At 59.5% G+C, this 25,900-nt stretch carries 18 protein-coding genes; 2 read left to right on the top strand and 16 right to left on the bottom strand.

From position 1 onward, the window contains the following. Positions 1-226: 226 nt before the first annotated feature. A complete protein-coding gene (locus tag JN12_RS06810) occupies positions 227-1,138 on the bottom strand; it encodes an electron transfer flavoprotein subunit alpha/FixB family protein (protein ID WP_145020137.1) in 912 nt (303 codons plus the stop codon). A 10-nt stretch (positions 1,139-1,148) separates the two neighbouring features. Further along, positions 1,149-1,925: an electron transfer flavoprotein subunit beta/FixA family protein gene (locus JN12_RS06805; protein WP_145020134.1), complete on the bottom strand. Its 777-nt coding sequence runs from the start codon at positions 1,923-1,925 to the stop codon at positions 1,149-1,151. A 288-nt stretch (positions 1,926-2,213) separates the two neighbouring features. Between JN12_RS06805 and JN12_RS06800 the strand changes: the two genes are divergently transcribed. Beyond that, a complete protein-coding gene (locus JN12_RS06800) occupies positions 2,214-2,612 on the top strand; it encodes a MerR family transcriptional regulator (RefSeq protein WP_145020131.1) in 399 nt (132 codons plus the stop codon). A 159-nt stretch (positions 2,613-2,771) separates the two neighbouring features. Here JN12_RS06800 and JN12_RS06795 read toward each other — a convergent pair whose 3' ends face one another. From JN12_RS06795 to JN12_RS06730, 14 genes are all read right to left on the bottom strand, one after another. Continuing rightward, positions 2,772-3,557 (bottom strand): hypothetical protein, encoded by a 786-nt coding sequence (locus tag JN12_RS06795; protein WP_145020129.1) that lies wholly within the window; start codon positions 3,555-3,557, stop codon positions 2,772-2,774. Between the two features lie 102 nt (positions 3,558-3,659). Then, entirely contained in the window at positions 3,660-5,003 is a 1,344-nt protein-coding gene (locus JN12_RS06790) for a purine-cytosine permease family protein (RefSeq protein WP_145020126.1), read from the bottom strand. A 197-nt stretch (positions 5,004-5,200) separates the two neighbouring features. Then, complete coding sequence (locus JN12_RS06785; protein ID WP_145020123.1) at positions 5,201-7,210, bottom strand: hydantoinase B/oxoprolinase family protein; 2,010 nt, start codon at positions 7,208-7,210, stop codon at positions 5,201-5,203. Between the two features lie 13 nt (positions 7,211-7,223). Then, positions 7,224-9,269, bottom strand: coding sequence for a hydantoinase/oxoprolinase family protein (locus JN12_RS06780; protein ID WP_145020120.1), 2,046 nt, complete (start codon positions 9,267-9,269; stop codon positions 7,224-7,226). A 372-nt stretch (positions 9,270-9,641) separates the two neighbouring features. After that, positions 9,642-11,417 (bottom strand): sigma-54 interaction domain-containing protein, encoded by a 1,776-nt coding sequence (locus JN12_RS06775; RefSeq protein WP_145020117.1) that lies wholly within the window; start codon positions 11,415-11,417, stop codon positions 9,642-9,644. 527 nt (positions 11,418-11,944) lie between these two features. After that, positions 11,945-12,718: an enoyl-CoA hydratase gene (locus JN12_RS06770; protein ID WP_145020114.1), complete on the bottom strand. Its 774-nt coding sequence runs from the start codon at positions 12,716-12,718 to the stop codon at positions 11,945-11,947. 15 nt (positions 12,719-12,733) lie between these two features. Beyond that, the gene (locus JN12_RS06765; RefSeq protein ID WP_145020111.1) at positions 12,734-13,123 is read right to left on the bottom strand and encodes an acyl-CoA thioesterase; all 390 of its coding nucleotides are present in this window, start codon (positions 13,121-13,123) and stop codon (positions 12,734-12,736) included. 2 nt (positions 13,124-13,125) lie between these two features. Next, entirely contained in the window at positions 13,126-13,677 is a 552-nt protein-coding gene (locus JN12_RS06760; protein WP_145020108.1) for a chalcone isomerase family protein, read from the bottom strand. Positions 13,678-13,701: 24 nt separating this feature from the next. Then, positions 13,702-15,705 (bottom strand): oxidoreductase, encoded by a 2,004-nt coding sequence (locus JN12_RS06755; RefSeq protein ID WP_145020105.1) that lies wholly within the window; start codon positions 15,703-15,705, stop codon positions 13,702-13,704. A 53-nt stretch (positions 15,706-15,758) separates the two neighbouring features. Beyond that, entirely contained in the window at positions 15,759-16,697 is a 939-nt protein-coding gene (locus JN12_RS06750; RefSeq protein WP_145020311.1) for an MBL fold metallo-hydrolase, read from the bottom strand. 2 nt (positions 16,698-16,699) lie between these two features. Then, on the bottom strand, positions 16,700-18,478 hold the full coding sequence (locus tag JN12_RS06745; protein WP_145020101.1) for an acyl-CoA dehydrogenase family protein: 1,779 nt from the start codon (positions 18,476-18,478) through the stop codon (positions 16,700-16,702). Between the two features lie 93 nt (positions 18,479-18,571). Beyond that, a complete protein-coding gene (locus JN12_RS06740) occupies positions 18,572-19,744 on the bottom strand; it encodes a thiolase family protein (protein WP_145020098.1) in 1,173 nt (390 codons plus the stop codon). Positions 19,745-19,849: 105 nt separating this feature from the next. Continuing rightward, on the bottom strand, positions 19,850-22,237 hold the full coding sequence (locus JN12_RS06735) for a 3-hydroxyacyl-CoA dehydrogenase/enoyl-CoA hydratase family protein (protein ID WP_145020095.1): 2,388 nt from the start codon (positions 22,235-22,237) through the stop codon (positions 19,850-19,852). A gap of 56 nt (positions 22,238-22,293) precedes the next feature. After that, a complete protein-coding gene (locus JN12_RS06730; protein ID WP_145020092.1) occupies positions 22,294-24,108 on the bottom strand; it encodes an AMP-dependent synthetase/ligase in 1,815 nt (604 codons plus the stop codon). A gap of 420 nt (positions 24,109-24,528) precedes the next feature. Between JN12_RS06730 and JN12_RS06725 the strand changes: the two genes are divergently transcribed. Beyond that, a complete protein-coding gene (locus JN12_RS06725; protein WP_145020089.1) occupies positions 24,529-25,875 on the top strand; it encodes an OmpP1/FadL family transporter in 1,347 nt (448 codons plus the stop codon). Positions 25,876-25,900 lie beyond the last annotated feature (25 nt).

The following is a 25,900-nucleotide window of genomic DNA, read 5'->3' as shown; positions in this document are numbered from 1 at the left end:
CACTTGGCCTTGTGATGCGCCTATTGATGGGGGTTTACGGATAACTGTAACAAAATGTTGCAGTTGTGGGTTTTGGGGGAGGAAATGAGTGATGAGGTGGGTGCGGGGCGGTTTGTCCGAAAAAAAAAATTACAATCGGCAAAAAAAGACCTCCGAGGTGGAACCCCCGGAGGTCGAGAAGGTACATGGTGCTGCCCTGAACCGACTGCTCAGGAATTGGATCGGACTACTTTGCCAGCTTGGCGGTCAATGCCGGCACGAACTGCAGGACGTCGGCAACCACGAGCACGTCGGCGATCTCGCCGATCGGGGCATCCTTGTCCTTGTTGATCGCCACCACGAAGTCGGACTTCTTCATCCCGGCCAGGTGCTGGATGGCACCGGAGATGCCGCAGGCAACGTACAGTTTCGGGCTGACCGTCTGGCCGGTGGTCCCTACCTGATGGCTGTGCTCCACCCAGCCGGCGTCCACCACCGGACGGCTTGCGCCCAGTTCCCCGCCGAACGCCTTGGCCAGGGCGGCGATGACCGGCACATTGTCTTTCTTGCCGATGCCGCGTCCGGCGCTGACGATGATCTCGGCCCGGGTCAGGTCGACGTCTTTGGCTTCGGCCGGCTCATAGCCGACAAATTCGACCCCGTTTCCCCCTGCCGCGCTCAACTGCTGGACCTGCGGAGTTCCGCCGGGCTGGGCAACCGGGAAGGCGCCGGCCTGGATGGTCAGGACCGCCTTGGCCGTGGCCGGCTTGACGGTACGGCGCATCTTGGCGTTGCAGGCGCCGACTTCGAAGCCGCCGTCGACGAGGCCGGTGATCTCGGAGACCTGGGCCACTTTGAGCTGTGCGGCAACGCGGGGAGCCAGGTCCCAGCCGTAGGACGAGTGCAGGAAGACGACGTAGTCAGGGTTTTCCTTGGCCACGGTGTCGAGGATCAGCTTCTTGTGCAGGTCCGGGTTGTATTCGCCGCACGCCGCCACATCGGCCAGGTACAGGGTGCCGCCATAGGCCGGGAGCTGGCTGCTGGAACCAACCAGCAGCATGGCGGTATCGGCGCCGAGCTGGCCGGCAAAGCCGAGTAGTTCATAGGTTGATTCCAGGAGCTGTCCTTCCCGGTATTCGCCAACGAGTAATGCTTTCATGTCGTCCCCCCTACCTTAAGACCGCAGTCTTGTCTTTAAGAATGTTCACCAACTGGTCGACCAGGGCACCCACATCGCCTTCGAGAACGATGCCGCCACCCTTCTTGGCCGGGGCATGGAAGCTCGCCGTGGCGGCCAGCGCCTCGTCCTTGAGGAGATCGCCGACCGGAACCGCCTGGATCTCCTTTTTCTTGGCCTTCATGATGTTGGGCAACGTCGGGTAGCGGGGAACGTTCAGACCCAGCTGGCAGGTGACCACGGCCGGGGTCTTCAGCTTCACCACGCCCTTGATGCCGCCTTCCAGCTCCCGCTTGGCGGTGATGGTGCCGTTATCGTAGGCAAAGCCGACAATGGTGGTGGTGCAGGAGAGACCGAGAATCTCGGCCACCGTTACCCCTACCTGGGACGAGCCCCGGTCCTGGGACTGCAGGCCGGTGAAGATCAGGTCGAATCCCTGATCCTTGGCATAGGCTGCAATGATGGAGGCAATCTGCCACGGGTCCTTGGTGGCTGCAGCCGGGTCCTGGATATGGGCGGCCCGGTCGCACCCCATGGCCAACGCCTTCTTGATCGCCTCGCCCACCCGGTCCGGGCCGATGGACAGGACCGTGATCTCGGGGGCGTCACCCAGCTGTTCTTTCAGCTGCACTGCCTGCTCGACGGCGTATTCGTCGTATTCGTTCATGCGCCAGGCCAGATCGGCTTCGTCATACCAGACACCCTGGCTGTTGGGCTTGAACCGGGACTCCATGTCCGGTACCTGCTTGATGCAGACTAGAATCTTCATACATTCCTCCCTTGATATGGCCTTCTATCCAGACAGACTTTTAATGTGCTACCAATTATAAATTCATCAAATCATAAATCAGTATTCGAGTACCTATTTTATAACCGACACTTGACACTGGTGTCAAGGAGTTAAATAACGTCATTATAAATATTTCTTCAGGTCCTTTGCCCCATGAGTTAAAATGCCGTGTTATCCCCGCATAATTCGCTATACGTTAGGTCCTAACGAGATTTGACCTTGACAATGAAATGGTTTGCAGGATACTAATTGACATTGAGGTTAAGTATGAGACTGAGCAATGAAGAGCACATGCAGATAAGCGATCTTTCCGAATCTCTGGGGATAACGTCAAGGACCATCCGCCTGTACGAAAAGATCGGTCTGGTCGAGCCGCCCAAGAGGACCGAGGGAGGGGTGCGCTACTACGAGAAGAAAGACCTGAAGCGGTTCAAGTTCGTGCTGCGGCTGAAGACCCTGGGGCTGACCCTGGACGAAATGAAGGAGCTGGCGGAGCTGTACAACCGGGAGGATCGAATCCCGGACAAGATCATGCCGCGGCTGACGGAACTGCTGGATACTCACCTGAACAGCATCAAGGATAAAATAGCGACCCTGCAGCGGCTGGAAAAGGATATTTCCGAGTATCGCACGAGAATCGTAGATCAGTACCAACTGGTGAAATAGCTCCCCCCCTCCCCTCTCCCGAACAGTGTCTCCACTGCGTTATCTCACGCTACATCCGTAAATCACCACTGAATCCGGGCAGCGGGCCGTGTGGCCGGGACGGCAATACGGCCCGCTGCCACACGGCCCATCGAACAACGTAACTGCTGATGGGCAGGATCAGAACACCCACTTCACCATCAGGTAGGGAGTGTTTCTGTCGTAATGCTTGTAGTACGCCGACTCTAGGCGGATACCTGCCTGAAGTCGGCCGTTTTTCAACAGATCAGCCAGAAAATCCAGTTGCGTGAAGGCATTGACGCCGTTATCAGTCGTCTTTACCAGGGCAAGACCATCGAAATGCAGCCCCACCGGACCAACCGCAAACGGTGCCAGCCAGACGGTCCGGGAAAGGAATTCCACCCCTTTGTCATAATTCGTTTTGCGGGCGTAGAAATCCTGTTCGAAAAAGACCGTGCCGGGGATCTTCAGGTCGAACGAGACGCCTATGTTTTCCGCCGTGTAGCTGCCGTAACTGGCGCGCTCCAGTCGTCCCGCCAGGTACACGTCCTTGACGAAACCGCTAAGGGGTTTGTTGGCTATTTTTGTCAGGCTGAACCGCGGCACGTAGACGAGGAACAGGTGCGCCGCCGTATCGCTGCCAAAGGAACCCGAGCCGCTCCCCCCGACCTTGCTACCCTCGGTAAGGTCAACGCTAAAGAAGTTGTCCCCGTATTTCCAAGTCCCGTAGTGCTCGAGCCTGGCCGCGGTGAGCCTGTTGCTGCTTGTGAATATGCCGTTGCCCAGGTCGGGATCACCCTTGTCCAGGAATGGCGTGTAAAGGACTTGCAGGTCGGTACATGAAAACTCTTCCGCCTGGCTTGGACCAGCCAACAGCGACAGTGCGCAACTCACAATACAGACCGCAACAATCCGGACCCCAATTCTCATCATGCTATCGTTCATCTCTTTCTCCTTATCGTGATATTCGATTAGCGCTGATCTTCAGCTATAGCGTCAAAACATTCCCGCTCCCTGAGGGAGCCGACCGGGGTGAGGGGTGCTTGTCTATGCGCTTGCGGGAACCGCGTTTCCCCTCGGTCTGAGCGCCAGGTAGAGGCCAAAGCCGGCGATGGCGCTGCATGGCGACGAGAAGGACGCTACAGCCGGAATGTTCATCATCACAATACCGACGATCACCGAGCCGAACCAGGCGGCCAGCCCGCGCGAGTTGTATGCCGGATACTCACTGTCACCCTTGGAGCCTTCTTCCGGATGCTCTGTTTTCGCATCGTTCAGCATGTAGGCCAAAGCAATGGCCACCCAGGCCACCACAAAGATCCCCTGATAGGCCAGCGCCTTGAGCAGGTAGCTGAATACGTCCAGAAGCATCAGCGTATAGACGATCGCGCCGACCATGACTGCCCAGAAATATTTTGAAATGTGCCGACCGAAGATCATCTTCCCCAGCGCTTCGAAGTTGACCGCGGCCAGATAGAAGTTCGCCGTGTTGATACGTGTTTGGGTAGACCATACGAACAGCAGTCCGAAGCCCCCCATCATCATGATGATGGCTTTGACGGCCGACACCTCGGAAAGGGCGCCTTCAATCGGGATGGTCTGCACCAGGAAGATGCCAGCGAGCCCGCCAACCAGGAACGACATGAGGTAGAACGGAGCACCGAAGTTGAAGCGGGAGTGATACCCCTCATCGGATTTCTTGCCGAATCGGGCGTAATCAAAGCAGTACATCATGAGAATCCACACCCCCATGTACGCCACATAGACATCCCACCACCCCATTGCCGGGGCGCCGCCTTTGGGCACCGCCATCAACCAGGCGTTGCTGTACCCATACTTGCTGATTGCCAGCCCTACCGAAGCGGCAAGCCCGAGCAGGTACACCGGAAGCAGGATGCCGTTGAACTTGTCCAGCCAGTGCTGGACGCTCCCGAAGATGAGCGGCACGCTGTACAGGACCACGAGCAGAGCGGCAACCTTGTAGCTCAGGCCTGAGAAGAGAAAGGTCGCGGCCAGTGCCATCACCGACCCTTCAAACACGGCATAGTAGACCGCTGTTGCCGCAAAGATCAGCGTGGCCAGGGCGGAGCCCGATCTCCCGAACAGAATGCGCGAGAACAGCGACACCGACGATCCGGTACGGATGGCATACCGGCTGATCACCGCATTGACCGCCGCATAGGTGACAACCGACAGGCCGATACCGATGAGCGTATTGACGGTGCCGAACCCCGCCGCAAGGGTAGCGGCAACGACCACGTAAAACATGGCGCTGCAACAGCTCCACCACGCCATGGTGAGCGAAAACGGCGACATTCGCCCGTTTTCCGGCACCGGGTTGCATGAATAATCTAATTCCGCTTCACTGGCTGCTACGATTTTTTGTGCCATTGGATCCTCCCTGAATTAACCAACGATTTGACTTCCTTTGTTCCCTCCCACAGAGACTGTTCTGTATGCCAACTGCCGGAACCGGGCACAAAGCTAGAGTGTCCGCCTGGGCATTCAAATCAATCCGTTGTCATAACTGATTGATTTGAATGCCCATTACGCCTGATTACCGCAAACGGGACTGTGCTATGGAATGGTTACAGCTTTGGCGGCTTTCGTCTTGCGGCGAGAGCCTCGCGAAACTGGCTGGTGGTTTTCGGCAGGAGCGTCCGGTCGTTCCAGTTGCAGATGACCCCGTACTGGCGGATCACATCGAGGGTATCGATCTCCCCTGCCCGGAATTTTTCGGCAACGGTGAGCGGATCCATCGTCAGCAGTGCGTCGCGGGTCGCCCGGATGTCGGCACGTGCCCTGGCCGTGGCATCGAGATCGACGCGGTAGTCATTGAGCTCGGGGGTGACAGCGGTTATCACCACGCCGTAATCGGTACGGGCCCGGGCCACACTCACGTACCCGTCGATGACATCGTCGAGCACGGCCTGGGGCGCCCGTTCCAGCGGATCGCCCAACCCGCCGCCGCCCGACGAAGGCCGGCTGAACAGATCCCCTTCCTTTACCGGGACGTTGGAGAACACGGCGCCGAGATACTCCACCTGCTCGGCGCCCTGACGGAGCAGCGAGACACCATGGGGTCGTGACGGCAGACCGCCCCAGATCCCCCAGGTGACGGAGCGAGAACGGTCGCAGCAGTACGACATCACCGCTTTCTCGACCTTGGTCAGCTTCCCGCCCCGGCGGACACCGCATCCGCCGCGATATTTGCCGGGACCGCCGGAGTCGGTTTCGATCTGGTGCTCGCTGGTGAGCACCGGGCTCAACCGCTCCTGGGCCTCGACCGACTGGATGGCAAGGCCGACCCCGAAGACGGGCGAGGTTGCATTGGAGCCGTCTCTGCCGTTACGCCCCCCCCAGCCGCCGGCCATCCAGTCGTAGTTCATGAAATAGCGCCGGTTGGACTTGTCCCGCCCGTCCCAGCCGCCGACAAGCAGGTACTCCAGGTTGAAGGAGCAGGCCAGCGCCCGTTCCGGGATGATGTTCGACCAGAGGGCGAAGATCGCGTTCATGATCTTCTCATAGCTGCCCGAACAGTAACCGGCCACCGCCACCGGCCAGGGGGCGTTGACAACGCTCCCTTCCGGGAAATGGACGTCGATGATCCGGTAGAAACCGGAATTGAGGGGGAGTTCGGGGAAGAAGGTCTTGGTGCCGGCGACCACCCCCGAGAACGAGGCGCTGTAGGTCGAGTTCAGGAAGCAGCCGATGGAGGCGTGGGTGCCGGTAAAGTCGTAGAACACCCGGTCTTCCTCGATGGTCATGGTGACCTTGATCGGTATCAGCCCTTCCTCCCCGGACGGGTCCTGGTCGATGAAGTCCGTGGCGCTCCAGGTCCCCTTGGGGAGCTTTTTCAGCTGGCCGCGGGCATACCGCTCCACATAGTTCTGCACCTCCTCGAACGCCAGCAGGATCGTCTCCTTGCCGTACTTGTCCATCAGGGCCAGCAGGCGCCGCGCGCCGCACAGCGTGGCTTCGGACTGGGCACGCAGGTCGCCGAGGGAATCGTTGGGCGCCCGCATGTTGGACACGAGCATCTTGGCCACATCTTCCTGGAACACCCCCTCCTTCCAGATCTTCATCGGGGTGATGCGCAGCCCCTCGCCGAAATGCTCCTTGGCGGTGATGTCGAAGGATCCGGGCACACTGCCGCCGATATCGGCCCAGTGTCCGTTCGACTGGGTGAATGCCACCAGTTCCTCGTCACAGAAAATGGGGCGGATGATCCTGACATCGTTGAAGTGGGTGCCACCGTTATACGGGTCATTGGTGATGAAGACATCTCCCGGCCGGATGTCGGAGCCGAACTGCTCGATGACCGATTTGACGCTGAAATGCAGCGTGCCGACGTGTACGGCGATATCCTGGGTACCCTGGGCCACGGTATTGCCATGGCGGTCGCAGATGCAGTTACTGAAATCGCGGCTGTAGATGACGAACGAGTAGCAGGTGCGCAGCAACTGCTCGGACATCTGGTCCACCAGGTTGATGAAGGCGTTTTTGAGCACCTCGAAGGTGATCAGATCGAGTTTGACCGGCGCCTTTTCTTCGTGTTCAGGTTCGTAAGAACTCTTGTGCAGTTCACTGGTTCGCATGATGTTTCTCCTCTCAGCCCCGGATAAAGTTGGTAATGATATTCAGATAGGGATCAACGACGCTCGATGTCTCGGGAGGAAGGACCACGGTCGAATCCAGCTGTTCCACGACGGCCGGTCCCATGATCCGGGCTCCCGGCAGCAGCTCCTCCCGGTTGTAGACCGGGGTTTCCACATACCCTCCGGCCTCGTCGAAGTAGACCTGACGGCTGCCGGTCAGGGCACGCTCCGCGTCGCCGGTTACCCGTACCTTGGGCATGGTCGGCTTGGGAATGATCCCCTGGGTCACCAGCTTGAGCGCGAATATTTCCACATCACGGCTGGGGTCGCTGTACGAATAAGCCCGCTCGTGCTCGGAGTGGAACTTCTTCAGGGCCTCCTGAAGCCCGTTCTCCGTATCGGACAGGTCCACAGGCACCGTAAGGGTCCGCCACTGGCCCATATACCGCATATCCAGCTGCCGCACGAAACGCATGTTCTCCGGCGCGACCCCTTCTTCATGCAGGTGGTCCCTCGCCTCTTCCTCCATCGACTCGAAGCTGTGGGCAAGTTGGATGAGGTTTGCGTCCTGCACCCTGCCGAGGTACATCTGGCTTGAATCGTGGCGGATATCCACCAGGAGGCACCCCATTGCGGACGCGATGCCGGGATAGCGCGGGAAGATGACCGTCGGGATCTCCAGTTCCTGGGCGAGATACGCCCCGTGCAGCGGCCCGGCCCCCCCGAAGGCAACCAGGGCGAAGTCGCGCGGGTCATAGCCGCGGCCGACCGAAATCAACCGGATCGCGTTGGCCATATTGGCCTCCGCCACCTTCAGCATGGCACTGGCGGCAGTGGCGAGCTCCATGTTCAGCGGGCCGACCATCTTGTTAGCGATGACCTGTTTCGAGGCCTTCAGATCGAGCTGCAGCCGCCCCCCGAGCAGGGAGCTGCTCAACCTGCCCAGCACCAGGTTGGCGTCCGTGTTGGTCGCTTCCTCGCCCCCCTTGCCGTAGCAGGCCGGACCCGGGTCCGCACCGGCGCTCTGCGGACCGTTGCGCAGGGACCCCCCCGCGTCTATCCAGGCGATGCTGCCACCACCGGCGCCGATGGTGAGCACCTCGACGCTGGGAAACATGATCGGATAGCCGTACTCCACCTGCCAGCTGTTGGCCGTTTTCAGTTCTCCCTTGTAGGTGAGGGCAACGTCGGTGCTGGTCCCGCCCATGTCGAAGCTGATGGCGTTCAGGAATCCGGCCTGCTTGGCGATGTGCGCGCCGGCAATGGCGCCGGCCACGATGCCGGAACTGGCCAGGCGGGACGGGAACCTGGCGGTACCTTTTGCGGTAAGTACCCCGCCGCCGGAATGGAGGATCAGGAGGTCGCCCCTGTACCCCATCTCCTTGAGACGCCCTTCCAGGTCCCGGACATAGTTCACGATGCACGGGCCGAGCACGGCATTGATCATAGCGGTGCTGAAGCGGGGATGTTCTAACATCTCCGGAATGGTTTCGCTCGACGTACAGACATAGGTTCCGCCGGGCAGGAAATCTTCGAGGATGCTCTTCATCGCCTGTTCATGGTCGGAATTCACATATGAATTGATGAAGCAGATGCAGACAGCCTGATACCCCAGCTTGGAGATCCTCTCGGCGACGCTGCGCGCCTGTTCCCGATCCAGCGGGGTTACCACATTGCCGTTGTAATCGACCCGCTCAGTCACCTCGAAACGGTCGCGTCGGCGGATGTAGGAGGCCGGTTTGTCCTGGTAGGCGTCCCACAGCTCCTGTTTGGTGCCGTCGCAGATCTCCACCACGTCCCGAAAGCCTGATGTGGTGATCATGGCCGTCTTCGGAAAGTTGCGTTCGATCAGCGCATTGGTCGCCACGGTCGTTCCGTGGGTAATCAGCTTGATCTCCGCTGCCTTGAGGCCTGCGGCCTTGATGGCATCGGTTATGGCAACTGCCGGGTTCTTCGGTGTCGAGGGGACCTTGGCTATGAATGAGGTGCCGTTTTCTTCGTTGAAGATGAAGGCATCGGTGTTGGTTCCTCCCGTATCAATGGCGACGCGATACTTCATGATGATCTCCTTTGCAGATTTGTTTTGTTTGTACCAAAACATCATTTTGATATTAATGATAAGCATCAGCCGTGCCAATATGCAGATTCCCGGAAACGCCGCTTGACGTGAAATCCGGCTGCCCGCTCAGCCGGTAGCCATGCAACTAGCTGATAATATAATTCTTACACGGTGATCAGAGTCTGTATGGTTGCAGTGGATGGGAGATGACGTGGAGGAGTGAATATCACTGGTCTTACGCGATTACAGACCAATAAAGGCAGGCCCACACAATTTCGCTGCTTGCAAGAGACACTGTTTGCGAGTTCATGAGCCTGTCGGGCCTAAACTGATTCAATTATGAATCACGACAACCTGCCCGGCAGCGTCCGACTACTGGATATTGAACTTCTTGAGCCTTCTGTTAATGGTGGGCTGGCTCAGGCCAAGGAAATCAGCTGCCTTGTACTGGCTGCCGAATCGCTCCATGGCGCGCGCGAGCACCTGCTTCTCCACGTCGTCCAGGATCTGCTGCATGGTCATCCCTTCCGGCCAATCGCTCTGCGTCACTCCCGCCTCGCGCGCCTGGCAGAGGATGTCACTGGGCAGGTCCTGGATATCGATCACCTCCGTCTCCGTCATGACTACCAACCGTTCGCAGACGTTCATCAGTTCCCGGACGTTGCCGGGGTATGAATAGGCCAGCAGACCATCCATTGCGGCACGCGTCAGACGTTTCTTGATACCGTACTTTTCACTGAAATGGCCGGTGTAGTGATGGATAAGGGGAAGTATGCACTCCTTGCGCTCCCGCACCGACGGCACATAGATGGGGATCACTTTCAGCCGGTAATAGAGGTCGAGCCGGAATTTGCCCAGCGCCACCATCTCTTCCGGGTTGCGGTGTGTTGCCGCAAGGATGCGGACATCGACGGTGCAGCTCTTGGTGCCGCCAAGGCGGGTGATGCGGCCGTCCTCCAGGAAGCGGAGCAGCTTCACCTGCGAGGAGAGCGGCAGTTCCGCGATCTCGTCCAGGAACAGTATGCCGCCGTCGGCAATCTCGAAGTAGCCCGGCTTGCCCCCAGCCTGGGCGCCGGTAAATGCCCCCTTATCGTAGCCGAACAGTTCCGATTCGATGAGGGATTCCGGGATGGCCCCGCAGTTGAGCTTGATTAGAGGCTTGTCGGCGCGGCGCGAGTGCTTGTGGATCAGGTCGGCGAAGAGCCCCTTGCCGACACCCGACTCGCCGAGGATCAGGACCGATGAGTCGGAGACGCTCACCTTGAGCGCCTGCTGCAGTGCCTTTACCATGCACGGGCTCTTGGCGATGATGCGCCGCGACTCCAGCTTGAGCTGCTGCATCTCCAGCATATGATTGCGGAACTTGTCCTGGAGCGCCTCGCGCTCCTCGATCTCCCGCTGCAACTGGTCTATTTCATTGACATCGCGTTCACTCACCACCACCCGGATCAATCTGCCCATATCATCGAAAACCGGGGTCCCGGTAACGAGCAGCGTGCGTCCCAACCGCTGCTGCAGCAGGTTCATCACCTTTCCGGTCTTGATGACCTCCAGGGTGACCGACTTGTCGATGAATCCCTCCTCAACCAGTTGCCGCATGTTGCGACCGATATAATCGACGGCCTCGATCTGGTTCAGCCGCTCGGATGCCGGATTCATGCGGAGCACATTGGCTTCGCCGTCACAGATCCAGAGCGCCACAGAGGAGGAGTTGATGATGGCGTCCAGTTCCCGGGTCAACTCCTGAAAGATCCGCATCTGCATGGCCATCGCTTCCAGCCCGGAATTCTCCACAAAGAAGCAGACGGCCCCGTCCTCCCGGTTGTCGAGGACGATGGGGCTGATCCTCCCCACGTAGTTCGCCTCCCCGCCCCGCACGGAGACCTCGATGGTGAACGTGCCCCCTTTCAGCCGGTTGGTGATCTTGGACCAGAGGTCGGGGATGACGTCATTCAGGTGAATGCCCGGATAGGCGCTCAGACTCCTGCGGGCGGTCCTGTTGCCGAAAACGGTCATGCCGGAGTTGTTGACCGTCAGGATCGCCACGTCCATGGAGTTCATCATGGCCAGGTACAGGTCCTCCGAAATGAGGCTCTTGCCGTTCAAAGGGGTACTGGCTATTTTTGTAGGGTCGGATTTCGGTCGCATGAAGACTACCTCTGTCGAGAAATTTGATTTTACCCGCTAACAAGCGTGGTTAAGGCAAGAAATGAATATATAGCCGAGATATGTCGGAGAACTATAATCACGTTATACTCATTTTATCCAAATGTGAATCATTGATTCATATATGGATTACACCGGATGCATCCTCTTCTGCGGATTCTCCCTGCTGTCCGATTGCCATCGACGTTCTCGATGGCAATCGGCATATTCTCACTCACGGGGTCGTCAGGATCAGGAGCCAGGCTGCCTCTCCCCAGCAAAATACTGGCCGCATGGTCCGGCCACGGGGAAAAACATGATGGTTGAGGCAATGGCGAGTAACAGGCGCTATCAACGCCTATGCGGGTGTAATTGGGATTTTCTGGACTATCGGAGGGAATTCAACCAGGAAGGACGCACAGGTTCGCTGGGAAGACTGTGGTCCGCGTTGCTCTGCGGTAAATGCTCTTTGTAGGATAATGGCTGCTGCGCGGAAGGGAATGCGGCTGTTCGCGCACCCCCTTCCCTCATCATGAAAAACGCGAGAAATCGGGTTTTCGGTGCTGCATGAAGGCCTGAAAGGCCTCCAAAGCCTCGGGCGACTGGAGCCGTTCCGTGAAGCAGTCGATCTCGTGCCGTGCCGTCTCAAGGAGTGCGGCCCCGCTCTCCCGTTTCAGCAGCGCCTTGGTCATGCGAACCGCTGCCGCTGGCTGGGCTGCCAGTTGCCGGGCCTTTACCCGTGCCGATTCCAGCACCGACCCGTCAGGGAAGAGCTCGTTGACTATCCCCACCTCCCTGGCCCGGCTCGCGGGAAAAGGCTCGCCCAGAAGGAGCAGTTCCGCTGCCCGCTGGTGCCCCATCATGCGCGGCATCAAGAGGGTCGAGCCCGCCTCGGGACAGAGCCCGAGGTTCACGAACGGCGTCTGAAAAAGCGCACCCTCACCCGCATAGACCAGGTCGCAGTGCAGCAGCATGGTCACACCGACGCCGATGGCCATCCCCTCGACAGCCGCCACAATCGGCTTGCGCGCCTGAAACAGTGCGTTCATGAACCGCACGACCGGACTATCCCGGACAATGAACGATGAGTCGAGAAAATCGGCAAGGTCGTTGCCGCTGGTAAAGGTACCCCCGCTTCCCGAGAGCAGCAGTACCCGCACCCTATCGTCGCTGTCCGCCAGGGTCAGTGCCGATTCCAGAGCGCCGTACATGGCCATGTTCAGGGCGTTCTTCTTGTCCGGCCGGTTCATGGCCACACTGAGCACCCCTTCTTCCGGTTCGGTACGGATCAGATCTTTCGTCATCGTTATTCCCTCTCTTTATTCGGCCATGGCCTTTATCGTATCGGGGACGGTAGTAGTGGTCTTGCTCACGCTGTCGTAGCAGACCATGACCGTTTTTGCCGTGGCAAAGGTCTTCCCTGCCCGGTCGTGGATGCAATACTCCAGATCGAAACTCGACCCGCCGATCCTGGCTATCGTTACCGAGACCACCACCGTGTCGCCGTACAGGATCGGGACCTTGTAATCGCACTCGGCCCGTGCCACCAGCAGTTGGATACCGCTGTCGGTCAGCTCGCGGAACTGCTCGGAAAGGAGCCGCACGCGCGCCGCTTCCAGGTAATCGAAATAGACCACGCCGTTGACATGCCCGTAGAGATCCAGGTCGGAAAATCGCATCTCGATCGGTATATCGTATCGCTTCGCCATCTCTACCTCCCTAACATTCCATTTTTCAGCGCCTCGTCCGCCGGCCGCTCCCCGAAGTAGATGGCCATGATGCCGCTCGCCAGCCGGCCCGACGCTATGCTTCCCAGGACTCTGTTGTTGTGCCTGACAACCACGGTCCCGTCGCTGTCGAGAACCAGGTCAACCACGTCTCCGCGGCTGAAATCGGCCGTGAACAGGGAGAGGAATTGTTTCACCTCAGCTGAACCGGCCAGGTCGGGGGAGTTGTTGCTGAACCCTTCGCTGAAGGCCTCGATGATCTTTCCCTTTTCCACTTTTGAGTGAAGAAAGTTCATCCTGATCAAGCGGTCATCGGCGTAGCGCAGGGCATCTGCCGGTGTGGCGAGCCGCTTCGCGCTGTAGAGCGAGCCGATGTAGACCTTGACGAAGAATTTCTTCCTGATGCCGTGGCCGTTTAGCTTCAGGGTGTGGCCGTTGACCGCCACTGCCGGTTCCAGCGTCACGCCGGCAACCTCAAGGGCAGAGGCAGGGAGGGTCGACAGTAGCAGCAAAAGAAGAGCGACAAACATTCTCATCCGTATCGTCCTTTCGTTTATATGTCAGTCGATCTCCCGCCCGGCCAGGAACCCCTGGTGCATGGCGTCGAAGACCATGGCCGGACTTTCCGCGTCACCCACCACCCGGAAAGGGAGCCCCTGGGCCGTGACATGCTCCTGCAACGGGTTCAGGGACCGGGTCCCGACCGCCAGCACCACGCTGTCTGCCGGGATCTCCTCGATCCGGTCGTTACTCTCGATCCTGACAAAGCGGGAGTCGATCGCCACCACCCGTGAAGCAGTGCGCGTCCCGACTCCATAGCGCGCCACGTCCTGCATCATCCCCCAGCGGGTGCTCTTGCCGAAGTTGCTGCCCAGTTCGTCCAGCATCTCGATCACGGTGACCTCTTTGCTGCCGCGGGTTGCCAGGGTATAGAGCGTTTCCGGCGGCTCGGCCTCGTGAACGAGGAGAAACTTCAGTGCCTCGCCGGAAAGGGTCCCCTTTTCCGCCAGCAGGAGGGCGGTCTCGATGCCGACCGCACCGCCACCGATCACCGCCACCCTCTGCCCGACAGTAGTCTTTCCGGTCAGGATGTCCCAGGCCTGGCACACGTGGGGGAGTTCCACCCCCGGAATCGCCGGGGTGACCGGTATTCCGCCGGTGGCCAGGATGACCGCATCGGGAGCGGCTGTTGTCAGGAACGCCCTATCCACGTCGACGTCGAGCCGCACGGTTACGCCGGCACGCGCCACCTGTTGCTCCAGGTCATGGGCAAGCTCGCGGAACTCGTCCCGCCCCGGTGGCGCCCCGGCAAGCAGGAGCTGACCACCCAGCCGGCCGCACCGTTCGACGAGCGTCACCCGATGTCCCCGCGCAGCGGCCGCAATGGCCGCGCTCATCCCGGCCGGCCCACCGCCGACCACCATCAGGTTGAGCGGTTTTGCGGTCGGGCCGAGCTCCCGTGCCCGTTCGTACCCGGCCAGCGGGTTGCAGAGGCATTCCACCGGCTTCATCTTGAAAAGATTGTCGAAACACCCCTGGGCACAGGCCACGCAGTGGACGATCTCTTGCTCGCGGCCGTGACGGGCCTTTTCCGGGAACCAGGGATCGGCGATCAGTGCCCTACCGATGGCCACCATGTCGCAGGTCCCGTCACTGATCAGCTCCCGTGCCACTGCCGGGTCATTGATCCGGTGGCTGGCAATGACCGGGACATCGACCCGGTCACGGATACCCCGGGCCAGGTAGGCAAAGACTCCGCGCGGCACCTCGGTGACGATCTGGGGAACCTGGGCCTCGTGCCACCCCACATTGACGCAGAGGGCATCCACCCCCGCGGCAACCAGCCGCACGGCAAACTCCCGGAGTTCCTCGCGGCCGGAGCCGCCTTTCATGAAATCATTGCCGTTCATCCTGACCAGCAGCGGGAAACTGTCGCCGACCGCCCTCCTGACCGCCTGAATCACCTCCAGGCCGAAGCGGCACCGGTTCTCGAAACTGCCGCCATACCCGTCGCTGCGCTGGTTGGTCAGGGGGGAGAGAAATTCGCTGATCAGGTAGCCGGTACCGGCCAGCACCTCGACGCTATCGAAGCCGGCCTCCTGCACCCGTCGGGCGGCCTTGGCGAAACTGCCGACAACCTCACCGATCCCGTCGGCGTCCAGTTCATCCGGGATCTCCCGGGTCAGGCGCGAGGGGATCGGCGACGGTGCCACCGGCCGTCTCCCCCCCATGAGCATGGAGTGGTTGTACCGGCCGGCATGATTCAACTGGACCGAAGCCCTGGCGCCGTTTTCGCGGATGGCAACGGCCAGCCGGGCCAGACCGGGGATCAGACTGTCCTCGTGGGCGCCGATATTGGTGGGATTGCCGGAGCGCTCGTCCACCGTGGCGTAGCCGACGGTGATCATCCCCGCCCCGCCACGGGCCCGTTCCGCGTAGAAATCCACCAGGCGGTCGGTGACAACATAATTGGCCGCCATGTTCAGGTGCATGGCCGGCATGAAAATCCGGTTTTTCACCTCCATACCGTTGATGGTAATCGGTTGAAACAGCGGGTCGTTCATGGGTTCTCCATTCTGCTCATGTAGGGGCGATCCTCGTGATCGCCCGGTTGCAGCTACCCAGCAACTGCCGTGTATGCCTCTTCCACCCGCTCGAACAGTCCGCACTGCTCCAGAGACTCCTTGAGCAGTGCGGGGTTCTCCAGGAAATCCAGCATGAAGACGATCTCGGACGCTTTCAGGTAGATTGAGAACGCGTCCGTAAGCCTGCCCTGAAAAAGCCGGTCGAGTATGCTTTCGATCGGCAGATGCCGCAGCGATCGTAGCTGGCCGGCACGCTCCAGCAGTGTCGCGACATAGAAGAGGATCGCCTCGTCAACCCCTGGCACCGTCTGCCGGTGACCCGGCATGATTCGCCGCCCCCGCAGCTTGACCAGGTTGAGCAGGGAGCGGCAGTAGGCGTCGTAGTTTCGGAAGCGGCCCGTGAATGTCTCCAGGTCCACATCCAGGAGCGGCGCCTGGAAGATGTTGTTCAGCAGCAGGTCGCCGGTCACGGCGTAGTCACCCACCAGGTAGACCATATCGCTCTGGGAGTGTCCGGGACAGGCCAGCCAGTCGATCCCCATCCCGGCCAGTTCCGGGGACTCCTCGACGATCCGGCACTGTGCCAGCAATGCCGGACTGGGCTCGGCCTGCCTGAACGTATCGCGCAATTGCTGCACAAACCCGTCACCAAAGCCGAGCTGTTTGATGATCTCAGCACCGTGGGCCCTTCGTTCCCGATAGCGGCTGAACTTGACGCTGTCCCTGCGGCCGATGTAGACCCGGACCGCACTGTTCTTCATGACAAAATCGGCCAGGCCGTAATGGTCGATATGGCCATGGGTGACGAACAGGCTGTGCAGGCGCTTCAGATCGACCGCCGCTGTCAGGCATGACTCCCCTTCCGGCGTTGGCGGGCCGGTATCGAACAGAACGAGCCCCTCCCCGGTCTCCATGGAGTAAAAGTGGGCCTCGCCGACGACGTACGGCGTTTGAACCGTGTGCTGGCGCATGGTCAAAAGATGTATTTCTCAGCCTCGATGCAGGCGTCGGCCAGGAGCCGCTTGGCCTTGAGCAGCCCGGTGGCGTCGTATTTGGTGAAGCGCCTGATGCCGGCCAGGAGCATGGTCAGATTGTCACCCTCCTCGATGTAGAAGGCCGCCTTGCGGGCAGCGGTGGTGGTCCGCTCCGCTGCCTCGAAGGTGAAACTCCTGACCGCCGCCGTGACCGCTGCCTTCCGGTTGTCGCTTAAGGAAGGCAGGATCTTTTCGGCCCTGAGCACGGCGCTCTCGATGGCAAAGATGTTGATGGCCACGTCGGCCGCTGCCAAGAGGATCTCCTGCTCGTCCTTGATGGTTGCCATGAACTTCTGGGCTCCACTCCCCGCCACCACCAGAAACGCCTTTTTCAGGTTGGCGATCAGCACCTTTTCCGCGGCAAAGGGAACGGTGTCATCGAGCTCGTCGAGCGAAGGGGTCATCAGCGATTCGAACGCCTTCATCGCCGACTGCTGGAGCGGAATCTCCCCCTTCATGGCGCGGCGCAGGATGGTGCCGGGGATCAGCAGGCGGTTGATCTCGTTGGTTCCCTCGAAGATCCGGTTGATCCGTTCGTCGCGATAGAAGCGCTCGGCTGGGTAATCCTGGATGAAGCCGTAGCCGCCGTGGATCTGCACCACCTCGTCAACCACCCGGGCCAGCACCTCGCTGCAAAAGACCTTGGCAATGGCGCATTCGATGGAGTACTCCTCGATCCCCTGCTGGTAAGCGTCGTAGTAGTTAGGGGTATCTTTGGGGATGGTGGCCAGCCGGTCGTCGATCAGCCCTGCCAGGCGGTAGACCAGCGACTCGGCGGCGAACAGGGAGGCCGCCATGTCGGCAATCTTCTCCTTGATGGCGCCGAAGGAGCTGATCTCGGTGCCGAACTGTTTGCGCATGTTGGCGTATTTCACCCCCACACTAAAGGCATTCTTGGCCGCCCCGGTGACCGCCGCGCCGAGCTTGAACCGCCCCACGTTCAGGACGTTGAAGGCGATCTTGTGTCCCTTGCCGATCTCACCCAGCACGTTTTCCACCGGCACCCTGGCATTCTCCAAAATGATCTGGGTGGTGGAGGAGCCCTTGATCCCCATCTTCTTTTCTTCCGCTCCCTGCGTCACCCCGTCGAAGGTTCGCTCCACCAGGAAGGCGGTGAAATGCACCTTGTCGATCTTGGCAAAGACCGTGTAGAGGTTGGCGAAGCTGCCGTTGGTGATGAACTGCTTGGTGCCGTTCAGGATATAATATTTGCCATCCTCGGACAGGACGGCGTTCGTCTTGGCCCCCAGGGCATCGCTTCCCGAGTCGGGCTCAGTCAGGCAGTAGGCAGAGGTCCATTCGCCGCTGATGATCTTTCCCAGGTACTTTTGCTTCTGAGCCTCGGTGCCGTAGTAGACCAGCGGCAGGGTGCCGATGCCGGTGTGGGCCGCATAGGCCACCGAAAAGGAGCCGGCCAGGGAGATCTTCTCCGCTGCCAGCATGCTGGTCGCCTTGTCCAGATCCAGCCCGCCGTACTCCTCCGGGGCATCCATCATCAGGAGCCCCAGCTCCCCGCACCGGCGCATCAGGCTGACCACCCGGTCGAAGTCGTGGTTCTCGATCTCCTCCTGGTGCGGCAGGACGTCGTTGATGACAAACTGTTCGGTGGTCTCGCCAATCTGACGCTGTTCGTCGGTAAAATCCTCCGGGGTGAAGATATCGTCCTTGGTTACCCCGGTAATCAGGTATTCGGCACCTTTGAAAAGTTTCGCAGCCATGTGGTCACCTCGAAATGATTTTGGTAGGGGCGAATCTTGTATTCGCCCTGATTGTGTATCCGTCCCGGTAGAGGGTGATCACAAGGATCGTCCCTACATGTTTTCGAAAATCCCGGCCGCACCCATGCCGCCGCCGATGCACATGGAAACCATGCCGTAGCGGGTAGAGCTTCGCTGCATCTCGTGCAGAAGCGTCGCGGTCAGCTTGGCGCCGGTGCAGCCGAGCGGGTGACCGAGGGCAATGGCGCCGCCGTTCACGTTTACCCTGGCCGGATCGATCCCGAGCTCCCTGACGCAGGCGAGGGACTGAGCCGCGAACGCCTCGTTCAGCTCGATCAGCCCGATATCCGCCAGGGTAAGCCCGGCCAGCTTCAATGCCGCCGGGATGGCCGCCACCGGACCGATCCCCATGACCTCCGGCGCCACCCCCTTCACGCTAAAGGCAACGAACCGGGCCAAGGCCTTTTTCCCGATCCGCTCCAGATACTCGCCGGAAACCACCAGCACGGCGGCTGCGCCGTCGGTCATCTGGGATGAGTTGCCGGCAGTGACCGAACCGTTTGCCTTGAACGCCGGCTTGAGCTTGGCCAGTCCCGCTGCACTGGTGTCGCTCCGGACGCCGTCGTCGCCATCAACCAGCGCTTTCGTCTTCTTCATTCTGCCGTTCGCCAGTGAACAGTTTTCCACTTCCACCGCCACGATTTCGTCCTTGAACTTTCCCTGGCTAATGGCTGCGGCAGCCTTTTGGTGGCTGGCCGCGGCAAAGGCGTCCTGGTCCTCGCGGGTGATGGCATACCGGTCCGCCACCAGTTCGGCAGTGATCCCCATGGAGGCGAAGGATTCGGGCCAGGAAGCCACCAGTGACGGGTTGGCGCTGTATTTCACCCCTCCCATCGGGATCATGGTCATGCTCTCGGCGCCGCCGGCGATGATGCAGTCGCTAAAGCCGGCCATGATCCGCTCCGCTGCGGTGGCAATGGTCTGCAGCCCGGACGAGCAGAAACGGTTCACGGTCTGGGCCGGGACCTCCACCGGCAGGCCGGCCCGCATGGCCGCCACCCGTGCCATGTTCATCCCCTGCTCCCCTTCGGGGAAGGCGCACCCCATGATGACGTCCTCCACGTCCCGCGGGTCGATGCCGGACCGGTCCAGTACCCCCCTGATGGCGGCAGCAGCCAGGTCGTCCGGCCTCATATCCCTGAATTTTCCCTTTTTGGCCCTGCACCCGGCGGTGCGGCAGGCTGCCAGGATGTATGCGGTTTTCATCGGTTTCCTCCGTTGATTGTCTGTAGGGGCGAATCTTGTATTCGCCTTGAATTGGTATCCGCCTCACAATGGGCGATCACAAGGATCGCCCCTACCAAGTTGCCGTTAATTCCGCAGCGGCTTCCCCTTCTTCAGCATATGCTGGATCCGCTCCAGGGTCTTCTTCTGGCCGCAGAGCCGGACGAATGCCTCCCGTTCCAGCTCCAGCAGGTACTCCTCGGTGATCGGGGTGCCGGCCGGGACATCGCCGCCGGTGATGACCTCGGCAACGGTGCCGGCCAGGAACTGGTCGTACTCGGAGATGAAGCCCCCCATCCGCATGTTCCAGAGCTGGGACTTGATGGTGGCGGCCACGCTCCTGCCGGGAGCTTTCAGGTCGACGAGCGGCGTGGACGGACGATAGTTGGCAGAGAGGGCGATGACCCGCTGCTTGGCGTCGTAGATGCGGCGATCCAGGTCCATGGAGATGCCGTCGCCCGGCCGCATGAACCCCATGTCGTACAGCTCGGCCGCCGACATGCTGACCCTGGCCATGGCGATGTTCATATAGTTCTTGATCAGGAACGGCTGCACGTCTGTTTCATACTGTTCGGCCAGTTTGATGGCGCGGATGGCCATCTCCTTGGTGCCGCCGCCGGCCGGGAGCAGCCCCACACCCAGCTCCACCAGTCCCATATAGGTCTCGGCATGGGGGATGATGGCATCGCAATGGAGGCAGGTTTCGCACCCGCCTCCCATGACCAGGTTGTGGGGAGCGGCCACCACCGGGATCGTGGCGTACTTGATCGCCATCATCGCCTTCTGGAACCCTTTGACCGACATATTGATCTCGTCATAGGCCCCTTCGGCAATGGCCATCACCAGCAGCATCAGGTTGGCGCCGGCCGAGAACATGGCCCCCTCGTTGGCGATCACCAGGCCGACCCCTTCCTCCTCGGTCCGTTTGAGCGCCTTGTGAACCATGGCAAGGACCTCGTTGCCGATGGCGTTCATCTTGGTGTGGAACTCCAGGCAGAAGACGCCGTCCCCCAGGTCCACCACCGAAGCGCCGCTGTTCTGTTCCACGACCGCACCGCTTTCTTTGAGGATGGAAAGGGATATCCGGTCGGACCGGACCGGCAGGTCGCGGTAGGCCTTGCCGTCGACGCAGTAATACTGCTTCTTCCCGGCCTCGAAGCGGTAGAACCGCTCGATATCCTTCAGGCCGGCCGGAACCGTCACCCCGTCCTTTTCCGCCCGCGCAACGAAATACGCCACGCCAATGGCGTCGAACATCTCGAACGGCCCGAGCTCCCAGTTGAACCCCCAGCGCATGGCATTGTCGATATTGACGATGTCGTCGGCGATCTCCGGGATTCGTTTGAAGGTGTAGATGAGGGTGTCCCGCAGGTTTCGCCAGGCAAACTCGGCAGCAGTGTCCGTGCCGGTGACCACCGTCTGGAGCCGCTTCGCCGGGTCGTCGATCTGCTTTACCCCCTCCACCGAAGCGAATTTAGGACGTTTTGACGGCTGGTAGTCGCCGGTGACGTAATCGTAATAGAAGAAAGAGGTCCCGTTGTCGTCCTTGACCTTTTTGAAGAATCCCTGCCGGCTCTTGTTACCCAGGAGCCCCTTTTCGACCATGGCCTCGATGAAGGGGGGCAGGCGGAAGATCTCCCGCTCCTCGTCATCCACCAGGAGTGCGTAGGAGTTGTTCGCCACATGCCGCAGGGTGTCGATACCCACCAGGTCGGCAGTGCGGAAGGCGGCGCTCTTGGGGCGGGCCGTGGCCGGACCGGCAACGGCATCCACCTCCTCCACGGTCAGCCCCATGGCCAGCATGGTGCGGATGCTGTTGGCAATGGCGTAGACGCCGATCCGGTTAGCGATGAAATTCGGGGTGTCCTTGGCATGGACAATCCCTTTGCCGAGCCGTTTGGCACAGAAGTCGGTCATGGCTGCGGTCACCGTCGGGTCGGTCTCGCTGCAGGGGACGATCTCCAGAAGTCTCATGTAGCGTGGGGGGTTGAAGAAGTGGGTCACCAGGAATCTCTTCCTGATGTCCACCGGGAGGCACGAGGCCATTTCGTTGACCGAGAGCCCGCTGGTGTTGGTGGACAGGATGGCCCCTTCCTTGAGGTTGGGTACCACCTTTTCCGTGAACAACTGCTTCTTGATGACCATGTTCTCCACGACCACCTCGATCACCCAGTCGCACTCCTTCAGCCTGGCCATGTCGTCATCGAAGTTACCCACCTCGATGGAGGCTGCGTAGGCAGGGAGGAAAAAGGGGGCCGGCTTCATCTTCTTCACCCCTTCCAGGCCCGATGCGGCAAAGCGGTTCCTGACCACCCCGTCGTTCAGGGTAAGCCCGGCCCCCTTTTCCGCGTTGTTCAACTCCCCGGGGACGATATCCAGCAGGAGCGTCCGAATGCCGGCATTGGCCAGGTGGGCCGCAATGGTTGCCCCCATGACCCCTGCCCCGAGAACTGCTACCTTGTTGATACGTTTCATCGTGTTCCTCCGTATGGTTGCTTAATGACATGGTATCCGTAGGGGCGGAGCATTTCTCAATTGCCGTTCTCCGCATACATCCGCTCGATCCGGTCCTTGTATTTGTCGTGAATAACCTTCCGCCTGAGCTTCAGCGTCGGGGTCAATTCGCCGCCATCGATGGAGAAGTCGCGCGGCAGCAGAACGAATTTCTTGATGCTTTCGTACTGGGCCAGGCGGCTGTTGATCTCTGCCACCCGCTGCGTGAGCAGGGATTCGATCTCTTCATTCATGACCAGGTCGTCCATGTCGTAGTAATTGATATGGTGTTCCCGGGCATATTCGACGATCCGTTCGAAATTCGGTACCAGGAGCGCAACCAGATACGGTTTACGGTCGCCGTACACATAGGACTGGGAGATGTACTTGTCGAGTTTCAACTCGTTTTCCACCGGCTGGGGGGCGATATTCTTGCCGCCGGCAGTGATGATCAACTCTTTTTTCCGATCCGTGATGTAGACAAAGCCATCGTCGATATGACCGATATCGCCGGTCCTGAACCAGCCATCTTCGATCGTCTGCCGCGTCGCTTCCGGGTCGTTGTAATAACCGGCCATCACCTGCGGTCCCTTGACCAGCAACTCTCCATCCTTGTCGCATTTGACCTCGGTATACTCCAGAACCGTGCCGATCGAACCGAAGCGGACCGCCTCCCTGGTATTGATCGTAACGATAGGGCTGGTCTCGGTCAAGCCGTACCCTTCGAGGATGGGAAGGCCGATGATCCAGAAGAACTCGTTGATCGTCTTGTCCAGCGGCGCGCCGCCTGAGCAGAAGGCGCGCATGTTGCCGCCGAAGATCTCCCTGAGCTTCCTGAAGATCAGCAGGTCGGCCAGGGCGTATTCGGCCCTGGTCGCGAAAGCAGGTTCCCTCTGTTCCACATACTTGGTATCCACATACTCCTTGCCAATCCTGAGCGCCCAGTGAAACAACCACCGCTTCACCAGCGGCATCTTGTGCACGGTTTCGAAGATGCGGGAATAGATCTTCTCGAACAGCCTGGGGACGCAGATCATGATCGTCGGCTTCACCTCCTGCATATTCTCCGGCACCTTTTCGATGCTGTCGGCAAAGGCCATCAGGGCGCCGCGCATGATGGCCAGGTAGTAGCCGACTGTCCTCTCGAATACGTGGCTCAAGGGGAGAAAGCTGAGAAACGTATCCCGCTCGCTCACTATTGCTGCCTTTTTGGCGCCGTACCAGGCATCGAAAAGGATGTTGCCGTGGGTGAGCATTACCCCTTTCGGCACGCCGGTCGTACCGGAGGTGTAGATGACGGTCAGCAGGTCATCGGGGGTGATCAGGTCGATCTCGGCCTCCAGTTCGCGCTGCTCATCTTCCGTGATCGGCAGGTCGATCTCGGACAGTTGGTAAAAGGTACAGACCGGCAATTTGGGGTCGCCGAGAAAGCGTTCGAACGAGATCACCTGCTTCACCTGCGGGATCGCCTCGCGGATCTTGAGCAGCTTGGAATACTGGAACTTCGTAGAGACAAAGACGATCCACGCCCCGGAATGGTTCAGCACGTATTCGATCTGCTCGGGGGTGTTGGTGGCGTACACCGGCACGGTGACCCCCCGTGCGGCGAGGATACCCATGTCGGCGATAACCCAGCCGGCACGGTTCTCCGAAAGTATGGCAATCCGGTCTCCGGGCTGCATGTTGAGCTTACGCAGCCCCCGTGCAGCCATCAGTGCACGCAGGTAATACTGAGCATAACTGAGGGTTACATGTTCCCTCTGCTTGCGGTATTTCAGGGCAAGCTTGCCCTTTAACGCAGCGGCATTTTTCCTCAGCATATCAGGAATTGATTTGTAGGGGATTTCGCTCATGACTCGTCACCGTCCCGTGAGGATTTAACCGTAGCATACATAACCTTAACGCTCATGTCAAGTAGTGATAGAATAACTTTTTATGAATTATATCACCGTACCTTATGTTCGTCATCCGGGGCAGGTGACAAAATAGTCGTATCCTGTCGTTGAATTCCGCCCTTCCGTTTTTCGCACGAGAACCTTCATATCGAATAACCAGGCGTTATTATGGTAATAAGTTGCATATCAGGCGTGACCAGGGCATGACATATTATTTTAGTGGTACTATTTAGTATTGCTGTTAAAATTTACGGTAACGATGTTATATTTAAACTTGACATCGACGTCAAGGTCATTTAGCTTTATGGCCAAAGACGGTTTAATGGTAGGGCAATAGAGCTGTTTCGGGTGGTGGGCAAACAGAAAGGGAGGAATATCATGGGCAAGAAACTGGTATCCGCATATGTGTTGGTCGCAATTGTCGGGGCCGCTACCCTGGCCCAGGGAGCAGGATTCAAGATCAACGAGCAGGGGGCCAAGGCAATGGGGATGGCCAATGCCTTCACAGCCCAAGCAGACGACCCGTCCGCGCTCTATTACAACCCGGCCGGAATCGCCTATCTCAAAGGGGCACAGGTCAATCTCGGTTCTCTGGTTATCGCTGTCCCCCAAACCGAGTTTACCGGCACAACCCCTCTGAGCGGCAATCCGCCGACCGGTGTCGGCTCGACCCCGGTCTTCGAAAAGGCCAAGCGCGACCTCTTCATCGCCCCCAGCCTGTACGCCACCTATTCCCTGGAGAACCTGCCGCTTACCTTTGGTCTCGGAATCAACTCAATCTACCCCCTGGCCAAGAGTTGGGACGACAGCAGCACCTTCCGCAACCAGATTCAGAATATCGCCATCAAGCCGATCAATTTCCAGCCCACAGTCGCCTATCTCTTCAACGACCTGAACCTGGCCGTGGCCGCCGGCATCGATGTCACCCATGCCATTGTCTCGCTGCAAAAAATGCCCTACAGTCCGGACCCCACCGTCCCGAACAGTGCCTATGAACTCGGAGCACTGGGGCTGGACGGCACCGCCACCGATGTCGGCTACAACTTCGCACTGAAGTGGAAACCGTGCCATAATCTCTCGTTCGGTCTCGCCTACCGAAGCGAAATCACCCTCCATATCGACGGCGACGCCAATTTTATTCCCACGACTGGTTCCGGCTTCAACCTGATCGGGATGACAACGGCGGCCACGTCCCCCTACTCCCGAACCCGCATCACCTCCTCAGCCTCGACTACCCTCACCCTCCCGGACAGCCTGAGTATCGGCGTTGCCTGGCAGCCGACCGAGAAGCTGACCCTGGAGTTCGATGCCGAACGGACCGGCTGGAGCTCTTTCGACAAGCTCCAGTTCAATTTCAACAGCGCACAGTTCGCCGGCTTCAATAACAAGCCGGATGCAAAGAACTGGAATGACGTCTGGGCTTACAAGGTGGGCGGGCAGTATGCATACTCGAAGAATATCGATCTGCGCGCCGGCTATGCGTACGACGAATCGCCGATTCCCGATTCGACCCTGGGTCCGGAGCTGCCCGACTCCGACCGGCACAATGTCGCTTTAGGTCTCGGTCTTCACAACAGTTACGCCTCACTGGATCTTGCCTACATGTGGGTGAAATTCATGGAACGGACGGTGAATAACCAGAACATGCAGACGCTCAAGGGTGAAAACGGTACCTTTAATAGCGATGCCCACCTTTTCGGCGCCAACATCACCATCAAGTTTTAACGAACAACAATCGACTCCGAGAGGT

The organism is Geobacter argillaceus, from assembly GCF_007830735.1.
Taxonomy (GTDB): Bacteria; Desulfobacterota; Desulfuromonadia; order Geobacterales; family DSM-12255; genus Geomobilibacter; species Geomobilibacter argillaceus.
The sequence above is the reverse complement of the archived record's forward strand: the minus strand, read 5'-3'. Positions and strand labels throughout refer to the sequence as shown.